Origin of the sequence: Marivirga harenae (genome assembly GCF_030534335.1) — a bacterium.
GTDB classification, from domain to species: Bacteria; Bacteroidota; Bacteroidia; order Cytophagales; family Cyclobacteriaceae; genus Marivirga; species Marivirga harenae.
On record NZ_CP130565.1, the window covers coordinates 3,233,630 to 3,252,388 of the forward strand.

General features: G+C 36.0%; 16 protein-coding genes. 4 read left to right on the forward strand and 12 right to left on the reverse strand.

Features of this window, described 5'->3' with window-relative positions; genetic code table 11:
• Nucleotides 1-162: 162 nt before the first annotated feature.
• From Q3Y49_RS13815 to Q3Y49_RS13835, 5 genes are all read right to left on the reverse strand, one after another.
• Complete coding sequence (locus Q3Y49_RS13815) at nucleotides 163-1,518, reverse strand: NAD-dependent succinate-semialdehyde dehydrogenase (RefSeq protein ID WP_303268954.1); 1,356 nt, start codon at nucleotides 1,516-1,518, stop codon at nucleotides 163-165.
• A gap of 27 nt (nucleotides 1,519-1,545) precedes the next feature.
• Nucleotides 1,546-2,301 carry an EI24 domain-containing protein gene (locus tag Q3Y49_RS13820; RefSeq protein WP_303268955.1) on the reverse strand — a complete coding sequence of 252 codons (756 nt, stop codon included), beginning with the start codon at nucleotides 2,299-2,301 and terminating at the stop codon, nucleotides 1,546-1,548.
• A complete protein-coding gene (locus tag Q3Y49_RS13825; RefSeq protein ID WP_303268957.1) occupies nucleotides 2,298-2,687 on the reverse strand; it encodes a rhodanese-like domain-containing protein in 390 nt (129 codons plus the stop codon). Before Q3Y49_RS13825 ends, Q3Y49_RS13820 begins: the two co-directional genes overlap by 4 nt.
• Before the next feature lie 205 nt (nucleotides 2,688-2,892).
• Nucleotides 2,893-4,200, reverse strand: a complete 1,308-nt coding sequence (gene murA / locus Q3Y49_RS13830) for a UDP-N-acetylglucosamine 1-carboxyvinyltransferase (RefSeq protein WP_303268958.1) — start codon at nucleotides 4,198-4,200, stop codon at nucleotides 2,893-2,895.
• 3 nt (nucleotides 4,201-4,203) lie between these two features.
• Nucleotides 4,204-4,863: a DUF4290 domain-containing protein gene (locus Q3Y49_RS13835; RefSeq protein ID WP_303268959.1), complete on the reverse strand. Its 660-nt coding sequence runs from the start codon at nucleotides 4,861-4,863 to the stop codon at nucleotides 4,204-4,206.
• A 187-nt stretch (nucleotides 4,864-5,050) separates the two neighbouring features.
• On the opposite strand from Q3Y49_RS13835, the gene Q3Y49_RS13840 reads away from it, so the two are divergent.
• Nucleotides 5,051-6,913, forward strand: coding sequence for a M1 family metallopeptidase (locus Q3Y49_RS13840; protein WP_303268961.1), 1,863 nt, complete (start codon nucleotides 5,051-5,053; stop codon nucleotides 6,911-6,913).
• Between the two features lie 89 nt (nucleotides 6,914-7,002).
• Entirely contained in the window at nucleotides 7,003-8,094 is a 1,092-nt protein-coding gene (locus Q3Y49_RS13845) for an MFS transporter (RefSeq protein WP_303268962.1), read from the forward strand.
• A gap of 95 nt (nucleotides 8,095-8,189) precedes the next feature.
• Here Q3Y49_RS13845 and paaD read toward each other — a convergent pair whose 3' ends face one another.
• The 6 genes from paaD to Q3Y49_RS13875 all read right to left on the reverse strand — a co-directional run bounded on the left by paaD (nucleotide 8,190) and on the right by Q3Y49_RS13875 (nucleotide 12,682).
• Nucleotides 8,190-8,675 (reverse strand): 1,2-phenylacetyl-CoA epoxidase subunit PaaD, encoded by a 486-nt coding sequence (gene paaD / locus Q3Y49_RS13850; RefSeq protein ID WP_303268963.1) that lies wholly within the window; start codon nucleotides 8,673-8,675, stop codon nucleotides 8,190-8,192.
• A gap of 192 nt (nucleotides 8,676-8,867) precedes the next feature.
• On the reverse strand, nucleotides 8,868-9,623 hold the full coding sequence (gene paaC / locus Q3Y49_RS13855) for a 1,2-phenylacetyl-CoA epoxidase subunit PaaC (protein ID WP_303268965.1): 756 nt from the start codon (nucleotides 9,621-9,623) through the stop codon (nucleotides 8,868-8,870).
• Between the two features lie 3 nt (nucleotides 9,624-9,626).
• Nucleotides 9,627-10,268, reverse strand: coding sequence for a phenylacetic acid degradation b (locus tag Q3Y49_RS13860; protein ID WP_303268966.1), 642 nt, complete (start codon nucleotides 10,266-10,268; stop codon nucleotides 9,627-9,629).
• Between the two features lie 103 nt (nucleotides 10,269-10,371).
• Nucleotides 10,372-11,370 (reverse strand): 1,2-phenylacetyl-CoA epoxidase subunit PaaA, encoded by a 999-nt coding sequence (paaA, locus tag Q3Y49_RS13865; protein ID WP_303268968.1) that lies wholly within the window; start codon nucleotides 11,368-11,370, stop codon nucleotides 10,372-10,374.
• A gap of 105 nt (nucleotides 11,371-11,475) precedes the next feature.
• The gene (locus Q3Y49_RS13870) at nucleotides 11,476-12,063 is read right to left on the reverse strand and encodes a TetR/AcrR family transcriptional regulator (protein ID WP_303268969.1); all 588 of its coding nucleotides are present in this window, start codon (nucleotides 12,061-12,063) and stop codon (nucleotides 11,476-11,478) included.
• Nucleotides 12,064-12,133: 70 nt separating this feature from the next.
• Nucleotides 12,134-12,682, reverse strand: coding sequence for a DUF4256 domain-containing protein (locus Q3Y49_RS13875; RefSeq protein ID WP_303268971.1), 549 nt, complete (start codon nucleotides 12,680-12,682; stop codon nucleotides 12,134-12,136).
• Nucleotides 12,683-12,906: 224 nt separating this feature from the next.
• Between Q3Y49_RS13875 and Q3Y49_RS13880 the strand changes: the two genes are divergently transcribed.
• Nucleotides 12,907-14,856, forward strand: a complete 1,950-nt coding sequence (locus Q3Y49_RS13880) for a M1 family metallopeptidase (RefSeq protein WP_303268973.1) — start codon at nucleotides 12,907-12,909, stop codon at nucleotides 14,854-14,856.
• A gap of 106 nt (nucleotides 14,857-14,962) precedes the next feature.
• On the opposite strand, the gene Q3Y49_RS13885 is transcribed toward Q3Y49_RS13880, so the two are convergent.
• Complete coding sequence (locus tag Q3Y49_RS13885; RefSeq protein ID WP_303268974.1) at nucleotides 14,963-15,529, reverse strand: hypothetical protein; 567 nt, start codon at nucleotides 15,527-15,529, stop codon at nucleotides 14,963-14,965.
• A gap of 138 nt (nucleotides 15,530-15,667) precedes the next feature.
• Here Q3Y49_RS13885 and Q3Y49_RS13890 point away from each other — a divergent pair, with 138 nt between their 5' ends.
• Nucleotides 15,668-18,487 (forward strand): M16 family metallopeptidase, encoded by a 2,820-nt coding sequence (locus Q3Y49_RS13890; RefSeq protein WP_303268975.1) that lies wholly within the window; start codon nucleotides 15,668-15,670, stop codon nucleotides 18,485-18,487.
• Nucleotides 18,488-18,759 lie beyond the last annotated feature (272 nt).

Here is an 18,759-nt window from a genome sequence, read left to right on the forward strand (position 1 = left end):
TATCCTATCGCGGTTTGAAGTTTAGAACTGTCTAAACGTTGTTAGTACGAGATTGAATTATTGGACAAAGCCTTTTCCGAAAAATGTAAATTCATCTCTTAAAGCTCTTTTGTATTTTGAATGTTCAATGCTAGAATTGTTAGACCGTAGCGCCCAATTTACTCAAGCCACCCAAACCGTTTTCTGATTCACAAATTCCTTAATTCCCAGTTCAGATAATTCTCGACCATACCCACTCATTTTTACACCACCAAAAGGCACTGCTGGATGAGAAGCCATTAATTTATTGATATACACAGCCCCACTTTCAATTTGACGAGCCAGACGCTTTGCTTTCTCTATATCCTTGCTCCATAATGATCCGCCCAGACCAAACCTTGAATCATTTGCCAATTCAATAGCATGATGTTCATCTTCTGCAATTAATACCACTGCCACAGGCCCAAACAATTCTTCTTCATAGGCAGGCATTCCTGCTGTTACATTGGATAAGATAGTAGGTTCGTAAAAAGCTTTATTTCTTTTTCCTCCTATTATTACTTTAGCTCCTTGACTAATTGATTTTTCTACTTGTTCTTCTAACTCTATAGCTAAGTCTTCCCTAGCCATTGAGCCGTAATCAAAATTTTCATCTGCTGGATTTCCAATTTTAATATTTTCAAACTCTGTTTTGAAATAGGCCAAAAATTCATCTGCAATTGATTTTTCCAGTATAAACCTCTTCGCAGCAATGCAACTTTGCCCATTATTGATCATCCTGGCTTTTGCTCCTGAAATGGCTGCCCCTTTGACTTCAGCATCCTCTAGCACAATAAATGGATCACTTCCACCCAATTCCAAGACAGTTTTTTTCAGCTTGCTACCGGCCCGTTCTGCAACTTTACTTCCAGCCACTTCACTACCTGTTAAAGTAGCGGCCTTTACTCTATCATCGTCCAATATCATATTGACCTTAGAAGATGAAACTAATAAGGTTTGAAAGCACCCTTTTGGAAAACCGGCATCAATTAAGACCTCTTCTATGGCTAGAGCACATTGTGGTACATTTGAAGCGTGTTTCAATAAGCCTATATTTCCTGCCATTAAGTTGGGCGCAATAAATCGGAAAACTTGCCAAAAAGGAAAATTCCAGGGCATAACTGCCAATACAATGCCAATTGGATCATGGGCAATGTAAGCTTCTCCTTCTGGGACTTCCAATTTTTTATTGGATAAGAATTCATCTGCTTTTTCAGCGTAGTATTCACAAGCTAGAGCACATTTTTCAATTTCAGCTATAGCCTCTCTTTTGGCTTTTCCCATTTCCTGAGTCATTAGATGAGCATATTGCTCCTTTCTATCACGAAGTAGAACTGCTGTTTTCAGCATTAATTCTTTGCGGTGGGTAAAGTTGGTAGATTTCCAGTCTAGATAAGCTACTTGTGCTAGCTCAATTTTCTTCAAAATTTCATAGTCAGTTTCTTCCTCAAAGGTTTTTAATAGCTCATTATTGAATGGGTTTCTACTTTCAATTGCCATAACAGTTCTAATTTTTAGGTTAAAAAATTAACTAATAACTTTATTGGCATGAATTCCTGATGCTATTAAAGCAAAAGAGGGCGCAAATAATACACCAATAAAGGGTATTAGTATAAACAGATTTAAAGCTAAACCGTTACCCAAAACAAGCCCTTTATGCTTGAAAATTTTCTGTAAGCTTGTTTTAATGCTTAGTTGGTAATATTCATTTCTATAATCTAGCATGGACGCACCAAAGAAAAAGCTTTCGAGTAAAAACACTACAACTGCCAAAGCAGGAGAGAGGAAAGGGAATACTAAACTTAGGAATATTAGAAATAAGTAAAGTAGAACATTGAGACCGATCAAAATAGATCCCATTAGCATACCTCTTCCTATTTCAGAGATCAATCGTATAAGATTAATGGATTTCTTTTGTTGGTTTAATATGTTTTGAGTCCTTTCGGAAAGAACAGCAAGGACAGGAGCGAAAATGATTAAGATAACGTATTTGAAAAGATTGATATACAGAGAAATAAGGACTATTCTGATAAATATTGCAGTTAGTATCTGAATTAAATTCCCCCATTCTTCCCAATCTTCAGGGAAGCTGAAAAAGCTATAGATAAAATCAATGAGGGTGCCTGTGTAAATCCATGCGACAACCCCAACAAACAAAAATGCAAATAAGTTGAAAAAAGCAGCACCCAAAATAAAGCCTTTCAGCTTGTGTTTTCGCACAAATTGAAAGGCTTGATAATATGAAAGGGTAGACTGACTAAATTCTTTAAAGAATCTGCTCATTTTTCTGTCTCAAAGTCTGCAGACTCCCAGGCCTGCATTCCTCCAGAAATGTTGTAAACATCTTTAAACCCAGCTTCTTTCATTTGAGCCACTGCTTTTTGACTTCTTGCTCCTGACCTGCAGATTACATAGTAAGTTTTTTCCTTATCCATTTTCGCTATTGAAGTGGTAAAGAAATCTGTTTTTAAAACATCCAAATTTTCACTTCCAGTAATTCTGCCTTCTGCATATTCTTGTGGAGTTCTAACATCCAACACAACTTTATTATCGTCTTTATCGAACTCAATGGCATTCAATTCTTTTACGGTAAGATTATCCTGCGCATTTCCTTGTGTGCAAGCTATTAAAAGAGCTGCTGACGCAATAAATATAATTAAGCTTTTCATACAATTAATTTTAATTCTAATTTACAAAGATAAGGAAAGGATTCATAGTCGAGGTGACTAATGTTACAGCCATAATTTCTTTTATAAAATTCTTTAGAACTAATTCCACAATAAAACGAAGTAGAAATTGCTTTCCTGGCTATAACAAGTGACTCTTACAACATTTGTGATCCTTCATGCAAGTCTGAAAACTTCCAACATCAGCTCAATCTACTCTCTCAATCTTGGCACCTAAAGCGTTCAGACGCTCGTCAATATTCTGGTAACCTCTGTCGATTTGTTCAACATTATGAATGGTACTTTCCCCCTCAGCAGATAAAGCAGCAATCAATAAAGAAACTCCAGCTCTAATATCAGGGGAGGTCATGGATATACCCCTCAAATTAATTTGTCTGTCAAGTCCGATTACTGTGGCTCTATGAGGGTCACACAAGATGATTTGAGCCCCCATGTCAATTAACTTATCAACAAAAAATAGTCTGCTTTCAAACATTTTTTGATGAACCAAGACAGTTCCTTTTGCTTGTGTGGCTACTACCAATACAATACTTAATAAGTCGGGAGTAAAACCAGGCCAAATGGCATCTGCTATAGTCATAATAGAACCATCAATAAAAGTTTCTATTTCATAATGCTGTTGAGAAGGGATGAATATATCATCGCCTCTAAACTCCATTGTGATTCCAAGCCTTTTAAAAGTTTCAGGAATGATTCCCAAATGCTGAATACCAGCATTTTTAATGGTGATTTCGGATTGGGTCATAGCAGCCAATCCAATAAAACTCCCAATCTCAATCATATCGGGCAACATAGTATGTTCAGTGCCTTTTAAGCTTTCAACCCCCTCTATATGTAATAAATTGGAACCGATACCTTCGATTTTCGCCCCCATTCTAACCAACATTTTGCAGAGTTGCTGGATGTAGGGTTCGCAGGCAGCATTATAAATTGAGGTTTTCCCCTTGGCCATGGAAGCAGCCATGATGATGTTGGCAGTTCCAGTTACTGAGGCTTCATCTAAATGAATATAGGCACCAGTAAGGCTAGATGCATCAATATGATAATAATTCTTTTCCGATTCAAAGAGGAATTTTGCTCCTAGCTTCTGAAAGCCGATAAAGTGAGTGTCCAATCTTCTTCTTCCTATTTTATCTCCTCCTGGTTTTGGAATCATCGCTTTTCCAAACCTTGCCAGTAAAGGCCCTAACAGCATGATTGAACCTCTTAATGAAGCCGCCTTTTGCGTGTATTCGGCTGTACCGAAGAAATCGAGTTTTACAGACTTTGCTGTAAATTCATAACTTTCTTCACCAATTTTATTGACTTCCACACCCAAATCTTCCAATAAATCAATTAATTTATTGACATCGACAATATTAGGTACTTTATGAATAGTTACTTTTTCAGGTGTTAATAAAACAGCACAAAGAATTTGTAATGCCTCATTTTTTGCGCCCTGAGGATGAATTTCACCGGAAAGTTTTTGCCCTCCGGTTATTTTAAATGATCCCATTGATTAGTTTCTTCTTCTTTTTTGGTTGCTTCCTTTTGAAGGTCTTTTGCCTTTATTGTTGTTTCTAGGTCTATTGTCTTTGAAGATAGTATCAAATGCATTTGTAGCTTTAACATGTTCAATGTCAACGCTTAGTTTTCCATTTGAAAGTTGTTTGATGTTGTCAGCTATAGCTTCTTCGGTTACATTATCTCTGTTCCATGTCGTGTAGAAGGTCTTCATTAATCGACCTATATAATAAACTGCGGCTTGTTTTTCCTCTGGATCTTCAAGGCTGATTGCTTTTTCAACCAATAATTCAACATTACGACCATAGTGCTTGAATTTTACTTCCTCCGAAGCATATTTCACAGGTTGTGGCTTTTTACCTAAAATCTCTTTTTCAGGCATAGGAAAGGGGCTATCTACCTCTAAGTTGAAATCTGACATGATGTATAAATCATCCCAGTATTTTTGCATGTTTTCGTTGCTATTGTCTTTTGGACCACTGCTTAATTGCTTAATCAAATCTACTACAGTGAAGGCCATTTTATTGCGTTGTTCTTTATCTTCAACGGTGCGCAAATGTTTGACCAACATTTGGACATTGCGTCCATATTCTTTTAACTTCATTTCAGGTCTTTGGGTGTTATAATCTAACATATTCTTAGCTTTCTCTTTCACAAAGGTAGAAAATTAGAAATAAATAACAGGCATTACAATTTTATCATATGAAAATTAAATTTTTTAATCGGGAAAGTACTTTTAACGGGCTTTCATCAGCTATTTTAGGAAGCTTATATAAAATTCATTGTCATATTAAATAGATTTAACCATTTTTGAGATTAAGTAAAACCAAATTTTAATCATTATGAAAATAAAATTAATAGGATTTTTTATTGCTAGTCTGATGAGCACGCTTGTTTTCGGACAAACAAAAGATCGTTGGCAACAAGCCATAAAATATGAAATGGAGATTGATATGGATGTGGAAACCCACCGTTTCGATGGGAAACAAAAGGCAGTCTACACCAATAATTCGCCGGATGAGCTGAACAAGGTTTTTTATCATTTGTATTTTAATGCTTTTCAACCTAACAGTATGATGGATGTTCGTTCAAGAACAATTAAAGATCCAGACAGAAGAGTAGGGGACAGAATAAGTAAACTAAGTGAAGATCAAATCGGCTATCAAAAAATAATCAGCCTTAAGCAAGATGGTAAGAAAGTAGATTACGAAGTAGTCGGAACTATTTTGGAAGTAGATTTGAACAAGCCTATTAAATCTGGCGAAACCGTAACCTTCGAAATGGAATTTGAAGCACAAGTTCCTGAGCAAATCAGAAGAACTGGTCGAAATAATGCTGAAGGTATTAGCTATTCCATGGCGCAATGGTATCCTAAAATGTCAGAATATGATTACCAAGGCTGGCACTCTAATCCTTATATAGGGAGAGAGTTTCATGGTATTTGGGCTGATTTTGATGTGAAGATTAGCATTGATAAAGATTTTGTATTAGGAGGTACAGGTTATATTCAAAATCCTAATGAAGTAGGTCACGGGTATCAGGCTGATGGGGTTAAGCCAGGCAAAGGAAAAAATGGTAAGCTTACTTGGCATTTTAAAGCTCCACAGGTTATTGATTTTATGTGGGCAGCTGATCCTGATTATACTCATGTAAAGGCTCAGGTTCCTAATGGTCCAGAATTGCATTTCTTGTATCAGAAAAACGAAAATACCGAAGAAAACTGGGGAAAGTTACCTGAGTATACTGTTAAAGCATTTGAGTACATGAACAAAACATTCGGAAAATATCCGTATAAACAGTATTCAGTTATTCAAGGTGGCGATGGTGGAATGGAATATCCAATGTCTACTTTAATTACTGGAGAAAGAAGTCTAGGAAGTCTGGTAGGTGTGACGGTTCATGAAATGTTCCATAGCTGGTACCAAGGAGTTTTAGCATCAAATGAATCGTTATATGAATGGATGGATGAGGGCTTTACCTCATTTGGAGCTGCTGAAACTATGAATGAAATAATGGAGCAAGGCCAAGAAAACCCGCAGTCAGGAAATTACAGAGGGTATTTAGCATTAGCAGAAAGTGGCTATGAAGAACCCATGAGTACACATGCGGATCATTATATGACCAATTTCGCTTACGGAAGAGCTGCCTATTCTAAAGGTGCCACTTTTTTAGGACAGCTGAGATATATAATGGGTGAGGACGTTTTTTATCCTGCCATGAGGACTTACTTTAATGAGTGGAAATTCAAGCATCCTAATGACAATGATTTTATCAGAGTAATGGAGAAAGCATCTGGTTTAGAATTAGATTGGTTTAAAGAATATTGGGTTTATTCTACTAAACAGATTGATTATGGAGTAAAATCAGTATTGGAAAAGAATGGTAAAACCTTTGTTACTTTGGAGAAAATTGGTGAAATGCCAATGCCATTAGAAGTAACTGTAACCTATAATGACGGAAAAAGTGAAGTTATATATATTCCTTTGAGAATTATGAGAGGTGAAAAATCTTTTAAATCAGATGTGAATGTGAAAACGGTGGCAGATTGGCCATGGGTATACCCAAGCTATACTTTTGAATTGAGTCAGAGCGCCTCTAACATTAATAGTTTGGTGATTGATGAAAATGAAGGTATGGCAGATGTTAATAGAGAAAACAATGCTTTTGATGCTGATAAACATTTGAAGTCAACATTTGACAAATAGTATAATATTTTAAGTTAAAAAGTCTTTACAGAAAATCCGAAAAGTACATTGCTTTCGTAACTTGGAAAAACTGTAAAGACTTTTTTATTATGGACAATCAAAAAACATCTGCAATTCAGTGGAAGCAAATGATCAGCTTATTAGCACTTTATGCTTCCGTAATTATAGGTTGGATCGCCTATCATAGATACCAACCAGCACTTCTTGATACATTTGATATGAAAGAGTTTGCACCTATACTTATTTGGGGGCAAGCTATCATACTTATTTTAACTCCTCCATTGGCTGGTTATTTGGGTGATAAGTATCGAGATAGACTAGGAAATAGACTTCGTATAATTACATTGGGCGTTAGTTTTGCTGCAATGATCTTTATGACCGTTGCTTTTACTTTAATTGTTAATCCTCCGAGGTCTTTTGTTCTTTACGCACTACCTGTTTTAGTTATTCTCTGGCTATTTGCTATGAGCTTATTTACAAGTCCGGCTATTTCTACAATAGAAATGTTTAGTCCAAGTACTAAATTGCCAATTACCGTAGCTGCTTTAACAATTACTTCTGATTTGCTTTACTCCTTGGAACCTGTTATTGTAGATATTATTGACTTCTTGGGTGGAGCCGCAACATTCGCAGTTGGAGGAATAATTGTTTCAGTTTCAGGTTACCTATTGCGAAAGAACTCCATGGCAATAACAGATGAGGGTCAAGAAACCCGACCTGATGATTATAATCCTAAAACCAACATGGGAAAAGTTATTTTTCTTGGAATTGGTATGGGACTGTTCTCTGGAATTATCATCGAAGTATTTCCAGATTACTTAGATAAATTAAAATCTGTAATGGGCATAAGCGGACAATGGGTCTCTTCATTAGTGTTGATCCTAACAGCTATTTTTTCAATCGTGATTAGTCGAAGAGTTACAAAAGAAAATATAGTTAAATTATTAATAATAGGTTTAGTATTTGCCGGAGTGAGTACAATTGGAATTTTCACTATCCCCAATGATATGTTGATTATTCTTTCATTGATCGTTTTTGCTATTTTTTATGCCATGGTAAATGTCACCGCATTGCCATTAGCACTTCAAAACACCAGTATAAAACAGAAAGTGTTAGGAGTTGGAGTATTTTTCTGTGGATTTGAGATTCCTAACAGTGTTCTTGATGTGATTTTGCTGTAGTGATTTCCTAGAATTACTAATAAGAAGGTTCCGGAAATAATAAAGCCTGTCATAAGACGATATATGACAGGCTTTATTCTTTAATCAGTTATAGCTTATATCGGCTTAAAACTTTCAAATGCTTCACCGCAATTATTGCAGTGATGCAATGATCTACATAAAGTAGGACCAAATGGTGATTTTAATGTGGTATTTGTACTGTCACAGTTGGGACATTCGGCATGCTCGATAATATCTAGGTCTTCTATCACATTGTTATGAACTGGTGGCGGAGCAAGTCCAAATTTCTTTAAAGCTCTTTTTCCTTCTTCTGAAATGAGATCAGAACTCCAAGTGGTTTTCAAGTTTAAATTGACAGTATGATTTTCAATTCCATTTTTATTTAGGACGTCCACAACATCCTGCTTCATATAATCCATAGCAGGACATCCAATAAAAGTAGGAGTCATATTTACTGTTATATGATCATTATCAATTTCAATACCAGTTATCACCCCCAAATCTACTAATGAAATAACAGGGATTTCAGGATCTTTTACCTCCTTCAACATCTCCAATATTTTATCCTCAGTTAATATCATTTCTTCAATATTTTATTTCAAATGCGTAATCCTTTTTCTCTCGTTCTGGTGTTGAAACCTGTCAGGTTTACATAAGATTTTAAATATTCTAAATATCACATTTATAGTCTTTGATTTTAGAAAGACCTGACAGTTTTTGTTGTATGCCTGACCATGGCTAAGCAGAGTGAATTTATTTTGTCGAAAGTATAATTACCAATCTGCCGTAGGATCAACTCTAAACACTTCGCTCATTTCTTCTACTAATGGTTGCAAGTGTTTGGTATGTTCCCCGTATCTTCCTCCGTAAATCGGCTCAACCGTATTCCAATCAGGTAAATTTAAACCAGCTTCTCCTAAAACAATGGCTATATTTTCTTTCCATTGATCTTCTATAGCTTTTTCACCTTTGTAAACTCCAGCTTCGATGATTTCTTTTTCAAATTTGGAAGGCTCAAATACGCCCAAAGCATAAGGCAAAGCCTCATTTAAGCTGTTTTGCAATTTTTCATGTGCCTCCTCATTTGCAGTAGCCAATTGCTTAATCCATGTATTGGCATGCATCACGTGATATTTAATCTCACCTTTTAATTTTCTGGCAACTTGAGCGACTTCCTCTATTGGGCAATCAGCGAGCATGCTAAATCGAATATAATCTGCATGGTCGAATAGGAAATGGCGGATTAAACTAAAATCATATTCACCTATGGGTAATTCCACAAACTGACTATTATGGAACTGATCAGCGTTTCTAGTGAAAGCAACAGTGTCCGGATCTTGTTCTCCTAATTGATGCAACAAATTGTAAAAAGCTAAGCTTTGCCCAACCTTATCTTGTGCCATAGAAGAAAATGCAATATCTTCTTCAAGTAATGGGCCCACTCCAGTCCATTCGGAATTTCTATGACCTAAAATCAATAAATCATCCGCTATTTTATATAATAAATCTTTTAATGCTTCTTCCGTCATGATTTATGCGTTTTGTTCTGCTTTAAATTTCTTGATTTTTTCAGTTGCTTTATAATCCATGGCATCTCTGTATTTCTTTTCAGGAAGGGTTTCCCAAATATCTGCAAAATCAGCTCCGTCAATTTTCATGAATTCCTCCGATTTTGCAACCCAAATGTTCAACACAGATTTTTCTTCCTGAAATTGGTTCTTGGCTTTAAGGAGTGCTTCTTCAAAGCAAGAAGCTTCTAAGCTACCAATATGAGCATGCTGCTTACCTCTTTTCTTCAAATGAAAGATTTCATACTTTTCTGTTTTCCCTTTTTCAGCTCCTTCCAATATCTCCTCATGGATGAAGTCATAGATATCTTCATTATTTTCAGTAATAGGCGATACTTGCACATTGTCTGTTTTTACAACCCAGACGCCAGAGCAACTCATGCCTCTTCTGCTGAATTGTTCCTTGGCAAATAAAAATGCCATGTCAATTGTTGGGGCATGAACGATACCTTCATGCTGATACGGTTTATTTTCCTTTGGCTGTACGAATACTTCAAAAGTGACAAATTGATCTTTGTTTTCTTTTGAAGGGAATGTAGTACCAAACTCGGCAGGGATATTTAATCTATTAATCCTGGGATCTAAAGAGTTTAAAAAATCAGACATATTTTAAATTAATAATTAGAAATTAATGATAAATACTACTTTTACTTAAATAAGATTCCCGCTTTCGCGGGAATGACGAAAGATCCAGCTATTTCGTTATTTATTAAGCCAGCGGTGCTACGTACTCTTCGCCTTTTGTTTTGGCCGTCAATGCTCTTCTTACCCAAGCTCCTCTTTCTTCAGCAATTCTCCTTACTGCTAAACGCTCTTTATTACATGGCCCATCACCATTAATCACTCTCTTGAATTCCTCCCAATCTGGCTCTGTGAATTCCCATTCACCTGATTCAGAATTCTTCTTTAGATTTTCATCAGGAATAGTCAATCCTAATTCCCAAATTTTAGGTACATACATATCCAAGAACTGCTGACGACATTCGTCATTAGTGGCCATTTTCACTTTCCACTTAGTTAAGATTTGCGTATGCGTTGACATCTTATCCGAAGGACCAAAGAAATGCATCATTGGTGCCCACCATCTATTCACTGCCTCTTGCATCATTTCCCTTTGCTTTGGAGTTCCAGTTGCCAAGTGAATAACACAGTGGTGACCATATTTTAAGTGGAAAGATTCCTCCGCACAAATTCTGTCCAGAGCACGACAATAAGGTCCGTAACTACCTCGAGCATTAGCCAGTTGGTTAACTATAGCACCTGCATCCACTAGCCATGAAATAAAACATGAATCAGCCCAAGTGAAGGTAGGGTAGTTGAAAATGTTTGAATACTTAGATTTTCCAGTAATCAGATCTTCAATCATTTGCTCGCGACTTTTACCTAAAGTCTCTGCTGCACCGTACAGCAATTGAGCATGTCCCACTTCATCCTGCACTTTTGCCATCAAAGCCAACTTTCTTTTGAAGCCGGGAGCTCTTGTGATCCAAGTCCCTTCTGGCAAAGCACCAATAATCTCAGAATGACCGTGCTGTTCAATCATTCGAACTAATTGCTTTCTATACAACTTAGGCATCCAATCGTTAGGCTCAATTTTTTCACCTCTCTCGATTCGTGCTTCAAACTCAGCTAATTTTTGTGGGTCTTCATCTTTCAATAATTCATTGTTTACCGATGAAGATTCAAATACTTGTCCGCCTCCGTACATAATTTTATCGTTTTTACGTTTTTTAAATTAAACAAGAAATTGTTGCATGGTTCTTGATATCAGGTCCCAATTACCTTACTCTTGTTTTTGCCTTATTAGCATAATCTATGATCTAATTTTTAGTCCATTAATGAAAACATCTGTTACATTTTCAGCTATTTCTTCAGGACTTAATTTACCTTCTGGTTTGTACCAAGAAGGCATCCAATTGATTGAAGAAAGCAACGCCAAAACAGTGAATTTTGCATCCATTCTTTTGAAGACACCTTCTTTATGACCATCTATTAGTATTTGTATAAATTTATTTTCATAATTATTTCGCATCGTTAGAAAATCTTGCAAATAAGATTCACTTAAGTGCCTCCATTCCGAAAAGAAAACGGCACTAGCTGCACTATCTTTAGTCAAAACATTGACGTGTGAAACCACCGCTTTTTTTAGTTTTTCATCAGCACTTAACTTCTCCAATTCTATTTTTTCTAAAGATTGAAAAAAATCGGTAGCCATTTGAAAGCAAATTTTTTGAAGAATCTCTTCTTTTGATTTAATATGAGAATAAAGACTTGCTGCTTCAATTCCAATATATCCTGCTAAATCGCGCATACTAGTTGCTGCATAGCCTTGCTTTTGAAAAAGTTCAGTGGCTTTTTCAATAATTTGCTGCTTTCTATTTACTTTTGGTTTGGTAATCATTGTCCAAATATAATAAACAAACGTTCGTTAGGGAAATATTGTTCACGAAAATTTTATTTATTGTGTGAAGCTATAATTTCAAACATCCTCTAAATCCTCTCGCCCCATAATAAGAATCCGCTCCATTGTGGTAGATGAATACAGCACCATAGCGATAGTCTCCGAACAATGCGCCTCCTAAATCTCTTATTTCTGCAGGAGTCTTGATCCAACTTGAAGTTTTGGTATCTACAGGATTTAATTGCTGTAAATATCGATACTCTTTTTCATTTAAAAGTTCCACACCTAATTCCGCGGCCATTACTTCAGCATTACTTTTAGGGGGGTATTTTTTTCGTCCATGCTGTGCAGCTCTATCATAGCAAATACTACGTCTGCCTTTTGGACTTTCAGTGGAGCAGTCATAAAAAAGATAGGTCGAAGTTTCTTCATCTAAACCTACAACATCTGGTTCACCACCAGTTTCTTCCATATTATGTAGTATTAACAGTTTTTCTCTATTAGCGTCTAATTTGGAACGAATTTCCTGCCATTGAAGCTCTTCGTGCCTATGCATGTTTTTCTTAAATCTGCATTCCAGAGTATCTATTAAAGAAGAAAAATCTTGATTGTCGGACATTTTTTGGCTTTCAAATTATCATTCTAATCTACGAAAATATATGAAATTATAAACTTATAGAATGGACAATTAATCGCGATAAATTACTTTGTTGTTAACCTATGCTAGCATAAAAGTATCAGGGATTAACAGCTTCCTTACTCCATTTATCAAACATTAGTATGCTTGGCAATAAATTTCTTTTAATTTCGTGTTTTAGTGAATTTAAACCTTAAATAAAATATATGAGAGTACTAAAGCTAACAGTTTTGATGTGCGTAGGAGTGATGACTAGCCTATTTGCACAGAACCCGCAAGAAAACAATCAGGATCTATTCGAATTTTTTGGTGACAGAAATGGTAATGAGTACCGGTCAGCTTCTGGAAAGCCTGGGCATAATTATTGGCAGAATAGTGCAGACTATAAAATAGATGTCACTTTGGATGAGGAAAATGAAATGATCAATGGTAAAATTACTATTGATTATACTAATAACAGTCCTGAAAAATTAGAATTTGTTTGGCTTCATTTAGAGCAGAATCGATTTACAGAGACTTCAAGAGGAACTTTGACCACTCCAATTCAAGGAAACCGTTATGCTGGAGATATGGACGGTGGTTATAATATTACTAACGTAAAGGCGATCAGCGGAAGAAGAGGAAATCCTTCAAGCAAGCATATTATCAATGACACTCGTATGCAAGTATTCTTTGATGAACCAATTGAAGCTAATGGTGGCACCGCTTCCATCAGTATGAATTTTGAATATAAGATTCCAGTAAAAGGAATGGATAGAATGGGTCAGTTAAAAGTTGATGATGGGACTATCTTCGCCATGGCTCAATGGTATCCTAGAATGGTGGTTTTTGACGATATCCAAGGTTGGAATACTCAGCCATACTTAGGTGCTGGTGAGTTTTATTTGGAGTATGGTGATTTTGAATACAATGTTACAGTTCCCTACAACCATATTGTTGTGGGTTCTGGAGAGTTACTAAACCCTAGTGAGGTATTGACATCAGAGCAGCAAAGCAGAATGGAAAAAGCTGCCAAAAGTGATGAAACTGTACATATTATCACAGCAGAAGAAGTGGGGGATCCTTCCATAACAAGACCAAAACAATCTGGAAATATTACTTGGAAATTTAAAATCGAAAATGCTAGAGATGTGGCCTGGGGTTCATCACCTGCATTTATCTGGGATGCTGCTAAGATTGATTTACCAAGTGGTAAAAAAGCTATGGCTCAGTCAGCGTATCCTAAAGAAAGTGATGGAGAAGATGGCTACGGACGTTCAACAGAATATTCAAAAGCTTCAATTGAACATTATTCAAATAAGTGGTTTGAATACCCATATCCGAACGCAGTCAATGTTGCCGCTGATATCGGTGGAATGGAATATCCTGGATTAAATTTCTGTGGATATAAATCTAAAAACAAATCTTTATGGGGAGTAACTGATCATGAATTTGGACATAACTGGTTCCCAATGATAGTAGGAAGTAATGAAAGGTTATATGCATGGATGGATGAAGGTTTTAACACTTTCATTAACTTCTATTCATCGGAAGAATTTAATGAAGGAGAATTCGCTGATGATTTGGATGAGACAAGAAGTTATGTGGGCTGGTTGACGAGTGAAAACAGAGAAAAAATCGCAACATATCCTGATGTGGCGAACACGAGAAATCTTGGTATGATTGCATACATGAAACCTGCCATGGGACTATTGATGTTAAGAGAATACATTTTGGGACATGAAAGATTTGATAATGCATTTAAAGCATACATAAATCGTTGGGCTTACAAACACCCAACCCCTGGCGATTTCTTCAATACTATGGAAAATGTTTCTGGAGATAATCTGTCGTGGTTCTGGAGAACTTGGTTCTACGGAAATGGAAATATTGATATTGCTTTAGACGGGGTTTATCCTTATCAAGGGAGTTACTTATTGGTTTTAGCTAATAAAGGAGATGTACCAATGCCGGTAAAAATGAAAGTAACATATGCCGATGGTACTGATGAAATTGTAGAACTTCCCGTTGAGATTTGGCAGAGAGGGGATTCTTGGAATCATTTATTAAGCACTGGAAAAGAAGTCGAAAAAATTGAACTAGATCCAAATAAAATTCTACCTGATGTCAACGGTAGCAATGATGTTTGGCCAAGTCCTTATTATGAGGAAGACTAAAGAAGCATGTGGTAATTAATCGCTGGCCAACTCATATTTTAGATTTACTGAGCTAAAAGATTGGTCATAAATCTCACTTAAAAAGCTTCCTATTTGGGAGCTTTTTTTATTTTACTATTGGCTGAAACGGAGCATCATCAATATTACACAGTTCTACTTGCTCTATTGATAAATAGTATTTATTAAGAACGTCCTTATATTTTTGCCCTACTAAATCATGGTTTAAAACCCATTCCTTGGTAGCAATAATTTCTTCTCTAAAACCATTTTTTATAGCAATATAGTCCGCTTCATGCTCTGCTTTCATTTTAAATGACTTGGATGTGATGTACCTTAAGCCATATTTAATCATGCCTACGGTGGAGTAAGATAAATAATCAACTAAATGTCCCAATTCATGTGCAAACCATCCAATTAAGACTTTCTTGGGCACGTCTTCTACTTTCAAGCTTTCACTGCTACTGACATAAACACCTAGTTTTATTCTATATTTTTTCACGCGCTTAAACAGATCTTTAAAAGTAATGATTGGTTGGGCTTGCATAGTAGAAGCTTTTACTCTTTTTTGAAAAAGAGTTATAGAAAAATCATGTAAGTCTGGGTACTTATGTAGGACTTCCAGAAAGCTATCTTTAATCTTATCGTTAGAAACTTCTTTGAATTTTACTTTCATAGTTTTTAATGAACGACTGGCAGTTGACATTGTTTGTTGGGTTTTTAAAACAAAACTATTGAGATAGTTGTGTGTGTAAGATTTTTCACATAATTTACACTTTTCTAAAAATAAACAAATCTTAAAATTATGCTTAAAATGAAATCTTTAGCGATTGCATTCTTGCTTTTTCTTTCAGCAGGATTTGCGTGGTCGCAGAATTCGGAAATTGAAAAGTCCTTAAAGAAACCAATCCCATTGGATCCAAAAGTGAAGATTGGGACCTTAGAAAATGGCTTAACTTATTACATCCGTCAAAATGAAAAACCAGAGGACAAGGTGGAGTTCCGCTTGGTAATTAATGCAGGTTCCATGCAAGAAAATGACTCACAATTGGGCTTGGCACATTTTACTGAGCACATGGCATTTAACGGGACTGAAAACTTTAAAAAGAATGAATTAGTGGATTATTTACAATCCGCAGGAGTAAAATTTGGTGCTGATTTGAATGCTTACACAAGTTTTGATGAAACCGTCTACATTTTACCAATCCCAACTGATAAGGAAACTATTGAAAATGGCCTGACAGTGCTTGAAGACTGGGCAAACGGTTTACTAATGACAGAGGAGGAAATCGATAAGGAAAGAGGCGTTGTTTTGGAAGAGTGGAGATTAGGACAAGGTGCTAGTCAAAGAATGAGAGATGAGTATTTCCCAGTTCTTTTTAAAGATTCTCGTTATGCGGAGAGATTACCGATTGGTAAAAAGGAAATCTTAGAAAATTTTGAATATGAAACGCTTCGCTCGTTCTATGCGGATTGGTATCGTCCGAATCTGATGGCGGTTATTGCTGTAGGTGATATTGATCCGACTGAAATGGAAAAGGAAATCAAAAAGCGATTTGGTGATTTGAAAAATCCTAAAAAACCAAAAGAGAAGAAGTTATATGAAGTACCAGCTCATGAAAATACCTATGTTAGCATCGTATCTGATAAAGAAGCCAACTTTAATCAAATTCAACTCTACTACAAGCATGATAATGAGGACATGAAGAAGTTATCTGACATGAGAAGGGACATGGTTTACAGTATGTATAACGGTATGTTGGGCCAAAGATTGAATGAATTAAGTCAGTCTGCTGAGCCGCCATTCTTGTTTGCCGGTACTAATTTTTCACCAATGGTTCGAACTAAGAGTGCCTATTCCTCTTTTGCCATTGTAGGTGAAAATGGTTTTGAAAATGGAGTTAAGGCGATTGTAGAAGAGAATGAAAGAGTGAAGAGGCATGGATTTAATTCATCCGAGTTAGAGCGTTACAAAAAGACATTTTTAAATAATGCTGAAAAGCGAGTTAAAGAATTGGATAAAACAGAATCAAATAGGTTTGCTAGTGCATACATCCAGCATTTCTTGAGCGAAAACCCTATTCCTGGAGCTGAATTTGAGTTTGAATTTTATAAAAATTTGATCAATACTATTTCACTTCCAGAAATCAATCAGTTAGCTAATAGGTGGATTACAGAAGAAAATAGGGTGGTTGTTTTGACTGGAGTTGAAAAGGAAGGTGTAGAGATGCCAACAGAGGAATCTATTTTGGGAATTTTGAACGAAGTGGAAAGCTCCGATATTGCACCTTATAAAGATGAAGAAGTGGCCGAAAGCTTCATGACCACCGCTCCCAAAGCAGGCAAGGTCGTAAAAGAAAATTCGTTAACAGATTTAGGTGTAACTGAATTAGAGTTAAGCAACGGAGTTCGCGTGGTATTAAAACCAACTGAGTTTAAAAATGACGAAGTAAAAATGAGAGCTTTTAGCTTTGGTGGACATAGTCAATATGATATGGAAGATTATTACTCTGCGACTAATGCCACATCATTAGTTTCTGAGGCTGGAGTTGCAGATTTCTCAAATACAGATATTCAGAAAATGCTTTCTGGTAAAACAGTTAGAGTAAATCCATATATAGGAAGTTTGTCAGAAGGGTTTAGTGCTCAAGCCAGTCCACAAGATTTGGAGGAAATGTTTCAATTAACAAACCTTTATTTTACAGCCCCTAGAATGGACGAAGAAGCTTTTGGATCATATGTTAGTAAAAACAAAATGCTGTACGGTAATTTAATGTCTAACCCACAATTTTATTACAGTGATAAGTTGAGCATGATCCTTTCTCAAGATAACCCAAGAGGCGGTGGCTTTCCTAAAGCTGAAGATTTAGATAAAATTGATTTTAAAAGAGCATACGAAATCTATCAAGATCGATTTGCAGATGCTAGTGATTTCACTTTTGTATTTGTAGGGAACTTTGACGTTGAAGGGATTAAACCCTTACTGGAAACTTATCTAGGTAGTTTGCCAAGTGTGGAGAGAAAAGATAATTGGGTTGATTTAGGAATTCGACCGCCAGAAGGAGTAGTAAAGGAAGAGATCATTAAGGGAACTGACCAAAAAAGTTATGCTACTATATTGTATCATGGTGAAACAGAATATGATAGGCAGAAAAGTTATCATTTAAGTTCTTTGGGTGAGTTGGTTACCAATGAATTGATTGATATTTTGAGAGAAGAAAAAAGTGGGGTGTATGGCGTAGGTGCTTCAGGTAGTATGCAAAGATTGCCTGAAAATCGTTATTCATTTAGGATTGCCTTTCCATGTGGACCTGAAAATGTAGAAGATCTAGTAAATACTACACACGAAATCTTACTTGATATTAAGAAAAATGGAGTGAAAGAAGAAGATCTAGATAAGGTGAAAGAAGCACAATTGAAGGGATTGAAAGAGGATTTAAAGAAGAACGACTACTGGTTAAACAGACTTTATAGCTTTTATTATTACGATGATGATTTAAGTAATTTTATTGTTACAGAAGACAAAATTAAGTCTTTAAAAGCTGAGGACCTAAAAGTAGCGGCTAATGAATTCCTAAAAGAAGACCAATTTGTGGAAGCTATCTTGCTACCCGAAGTGGAATCGGCTGACTAAGTAAAGTAGTAATAGAATTAATGAAGGCTGTCTCATTACATCAATGAGGCAGCTTTTTTGTACATTTCAACAAAATTAAAGTATCACCTTGAGTAAAGTAATTATTTGACTTCCTGTCTTTAATCAACAAGATATCATCCTTTTGCTCTACTTTTTCCAAAACCCAATATTCGATTTGTTCATAGGCAGTGACACATTTCAAGAAATATCCTTTCAGAAAATAATGATGCCAATCATATTTATATATAGCTGACCTTACATTTATATAAAAA

Bases quoted from the DNA above. Each gene is read 5' to 3' on its own strand.
- Q3Y49_RS13815 (WP_303268954.1), bottom strand. From the start codon at position 1,518: ATGGCAATTGAAAGTAGAAACCCATTCAATAATGAGCTATTAAAAACC.
- Q3Y49_RS13820 (WP_303268955.1), bottom strand. From the start codon at position 2,301: ATGAGCAGATTCTTTAAAGAATTTAGTCAGTCTACCCTTTCATATTAT.
- Q3Y49_RS13825 (WP_303268957.1), bottom strand. From the start codon at position 2,687: ATGAAAAGCTTAATTATATTTATTGCGTCAGCAGCTCTTTTAATAGCT.
- murA (WP_303268958.1), bottom strand. From the start codon at position 4,200: ATGGGATCATTTAAAATAACCGGAGGGCAAAAACTTTCCGGTGAAATT.
- Q3Y49_RS13840 (WP_303268961.1), top strand. From the start codon at position 5,051: ATGAAAATAAAATTAATAGGATTTTTTATTGCTAGTCTGATGAGCACG.
- Q3Y49_RS13845 (WP_303268962.1), top strand. From the start codon at position 7,003: ATGGACAATCAAAAAACATCTGCAATTCAGTGGAAGCAAATGATCAGC.
- paaD (WP_303268963.1), bottom strand. From the start codon at position 8,675: ATGATATTAACTGAGGATAAAATATTGGAGATGTTGAAGGAGGTAAAA.
- paaC (WP_303268965.1), bottom strand. From the start codon at position 9,623: ATGACGGAAGAAGCATTAAAAGATTTATTATATAAAATAGCGGATGAT.
- Q3Y49_RS13860 (WP_303268966.1), bottom strand. From the start codon at position 10,268: ATGTCTGATTTTTTAAACTCTTTAGATCCCAGGATTAATAGATTAAAT.
- paaA (WP_303268968.1), bottom strand. From the start codon at position 11,370: ATGTACGGAGGCGGACAAGTATTTGAATCTTCATCGGTAAACAATGAA.
- Q3Y49_RS13870 (WP_303268969.1), bottom strand. From the start codon at position 12,063: ATGATTACCAAACCAAAAGTAAATAGAAAGCAGCAAATTATTGAAAAA.
- Q3Y49_RS13875 (WP_303268971.1), bottom strand. From the start codon at position 12,682: ATGTCCGACAATCAAGATTTTTCTTCTTTAATAGATACTCTGGAATGC.
- Q3Y49_RS13880 (WP_303268973.1), top strand. From the start codon at position 12,907: ATGAGAGTACTAAAGCTAACAGTTTTGATGTGCGTAGGAGTGATGACT.
- Q3Y49_RS13885 (WP_303268974.1), bottom strand. From the start codon at position 15,529: ATGAAAGTAAAATTCAAAGAAGTTTCTAACGATAAGATTAAAGATAGC.
- Q3Y49_RS13890 (WP_303268975.1), top strand. From the start codon at position 15,668: ATGAAATCTTTAGCGATTGCATTCTTGCTTTTTCTTTCAGCAGGATTT.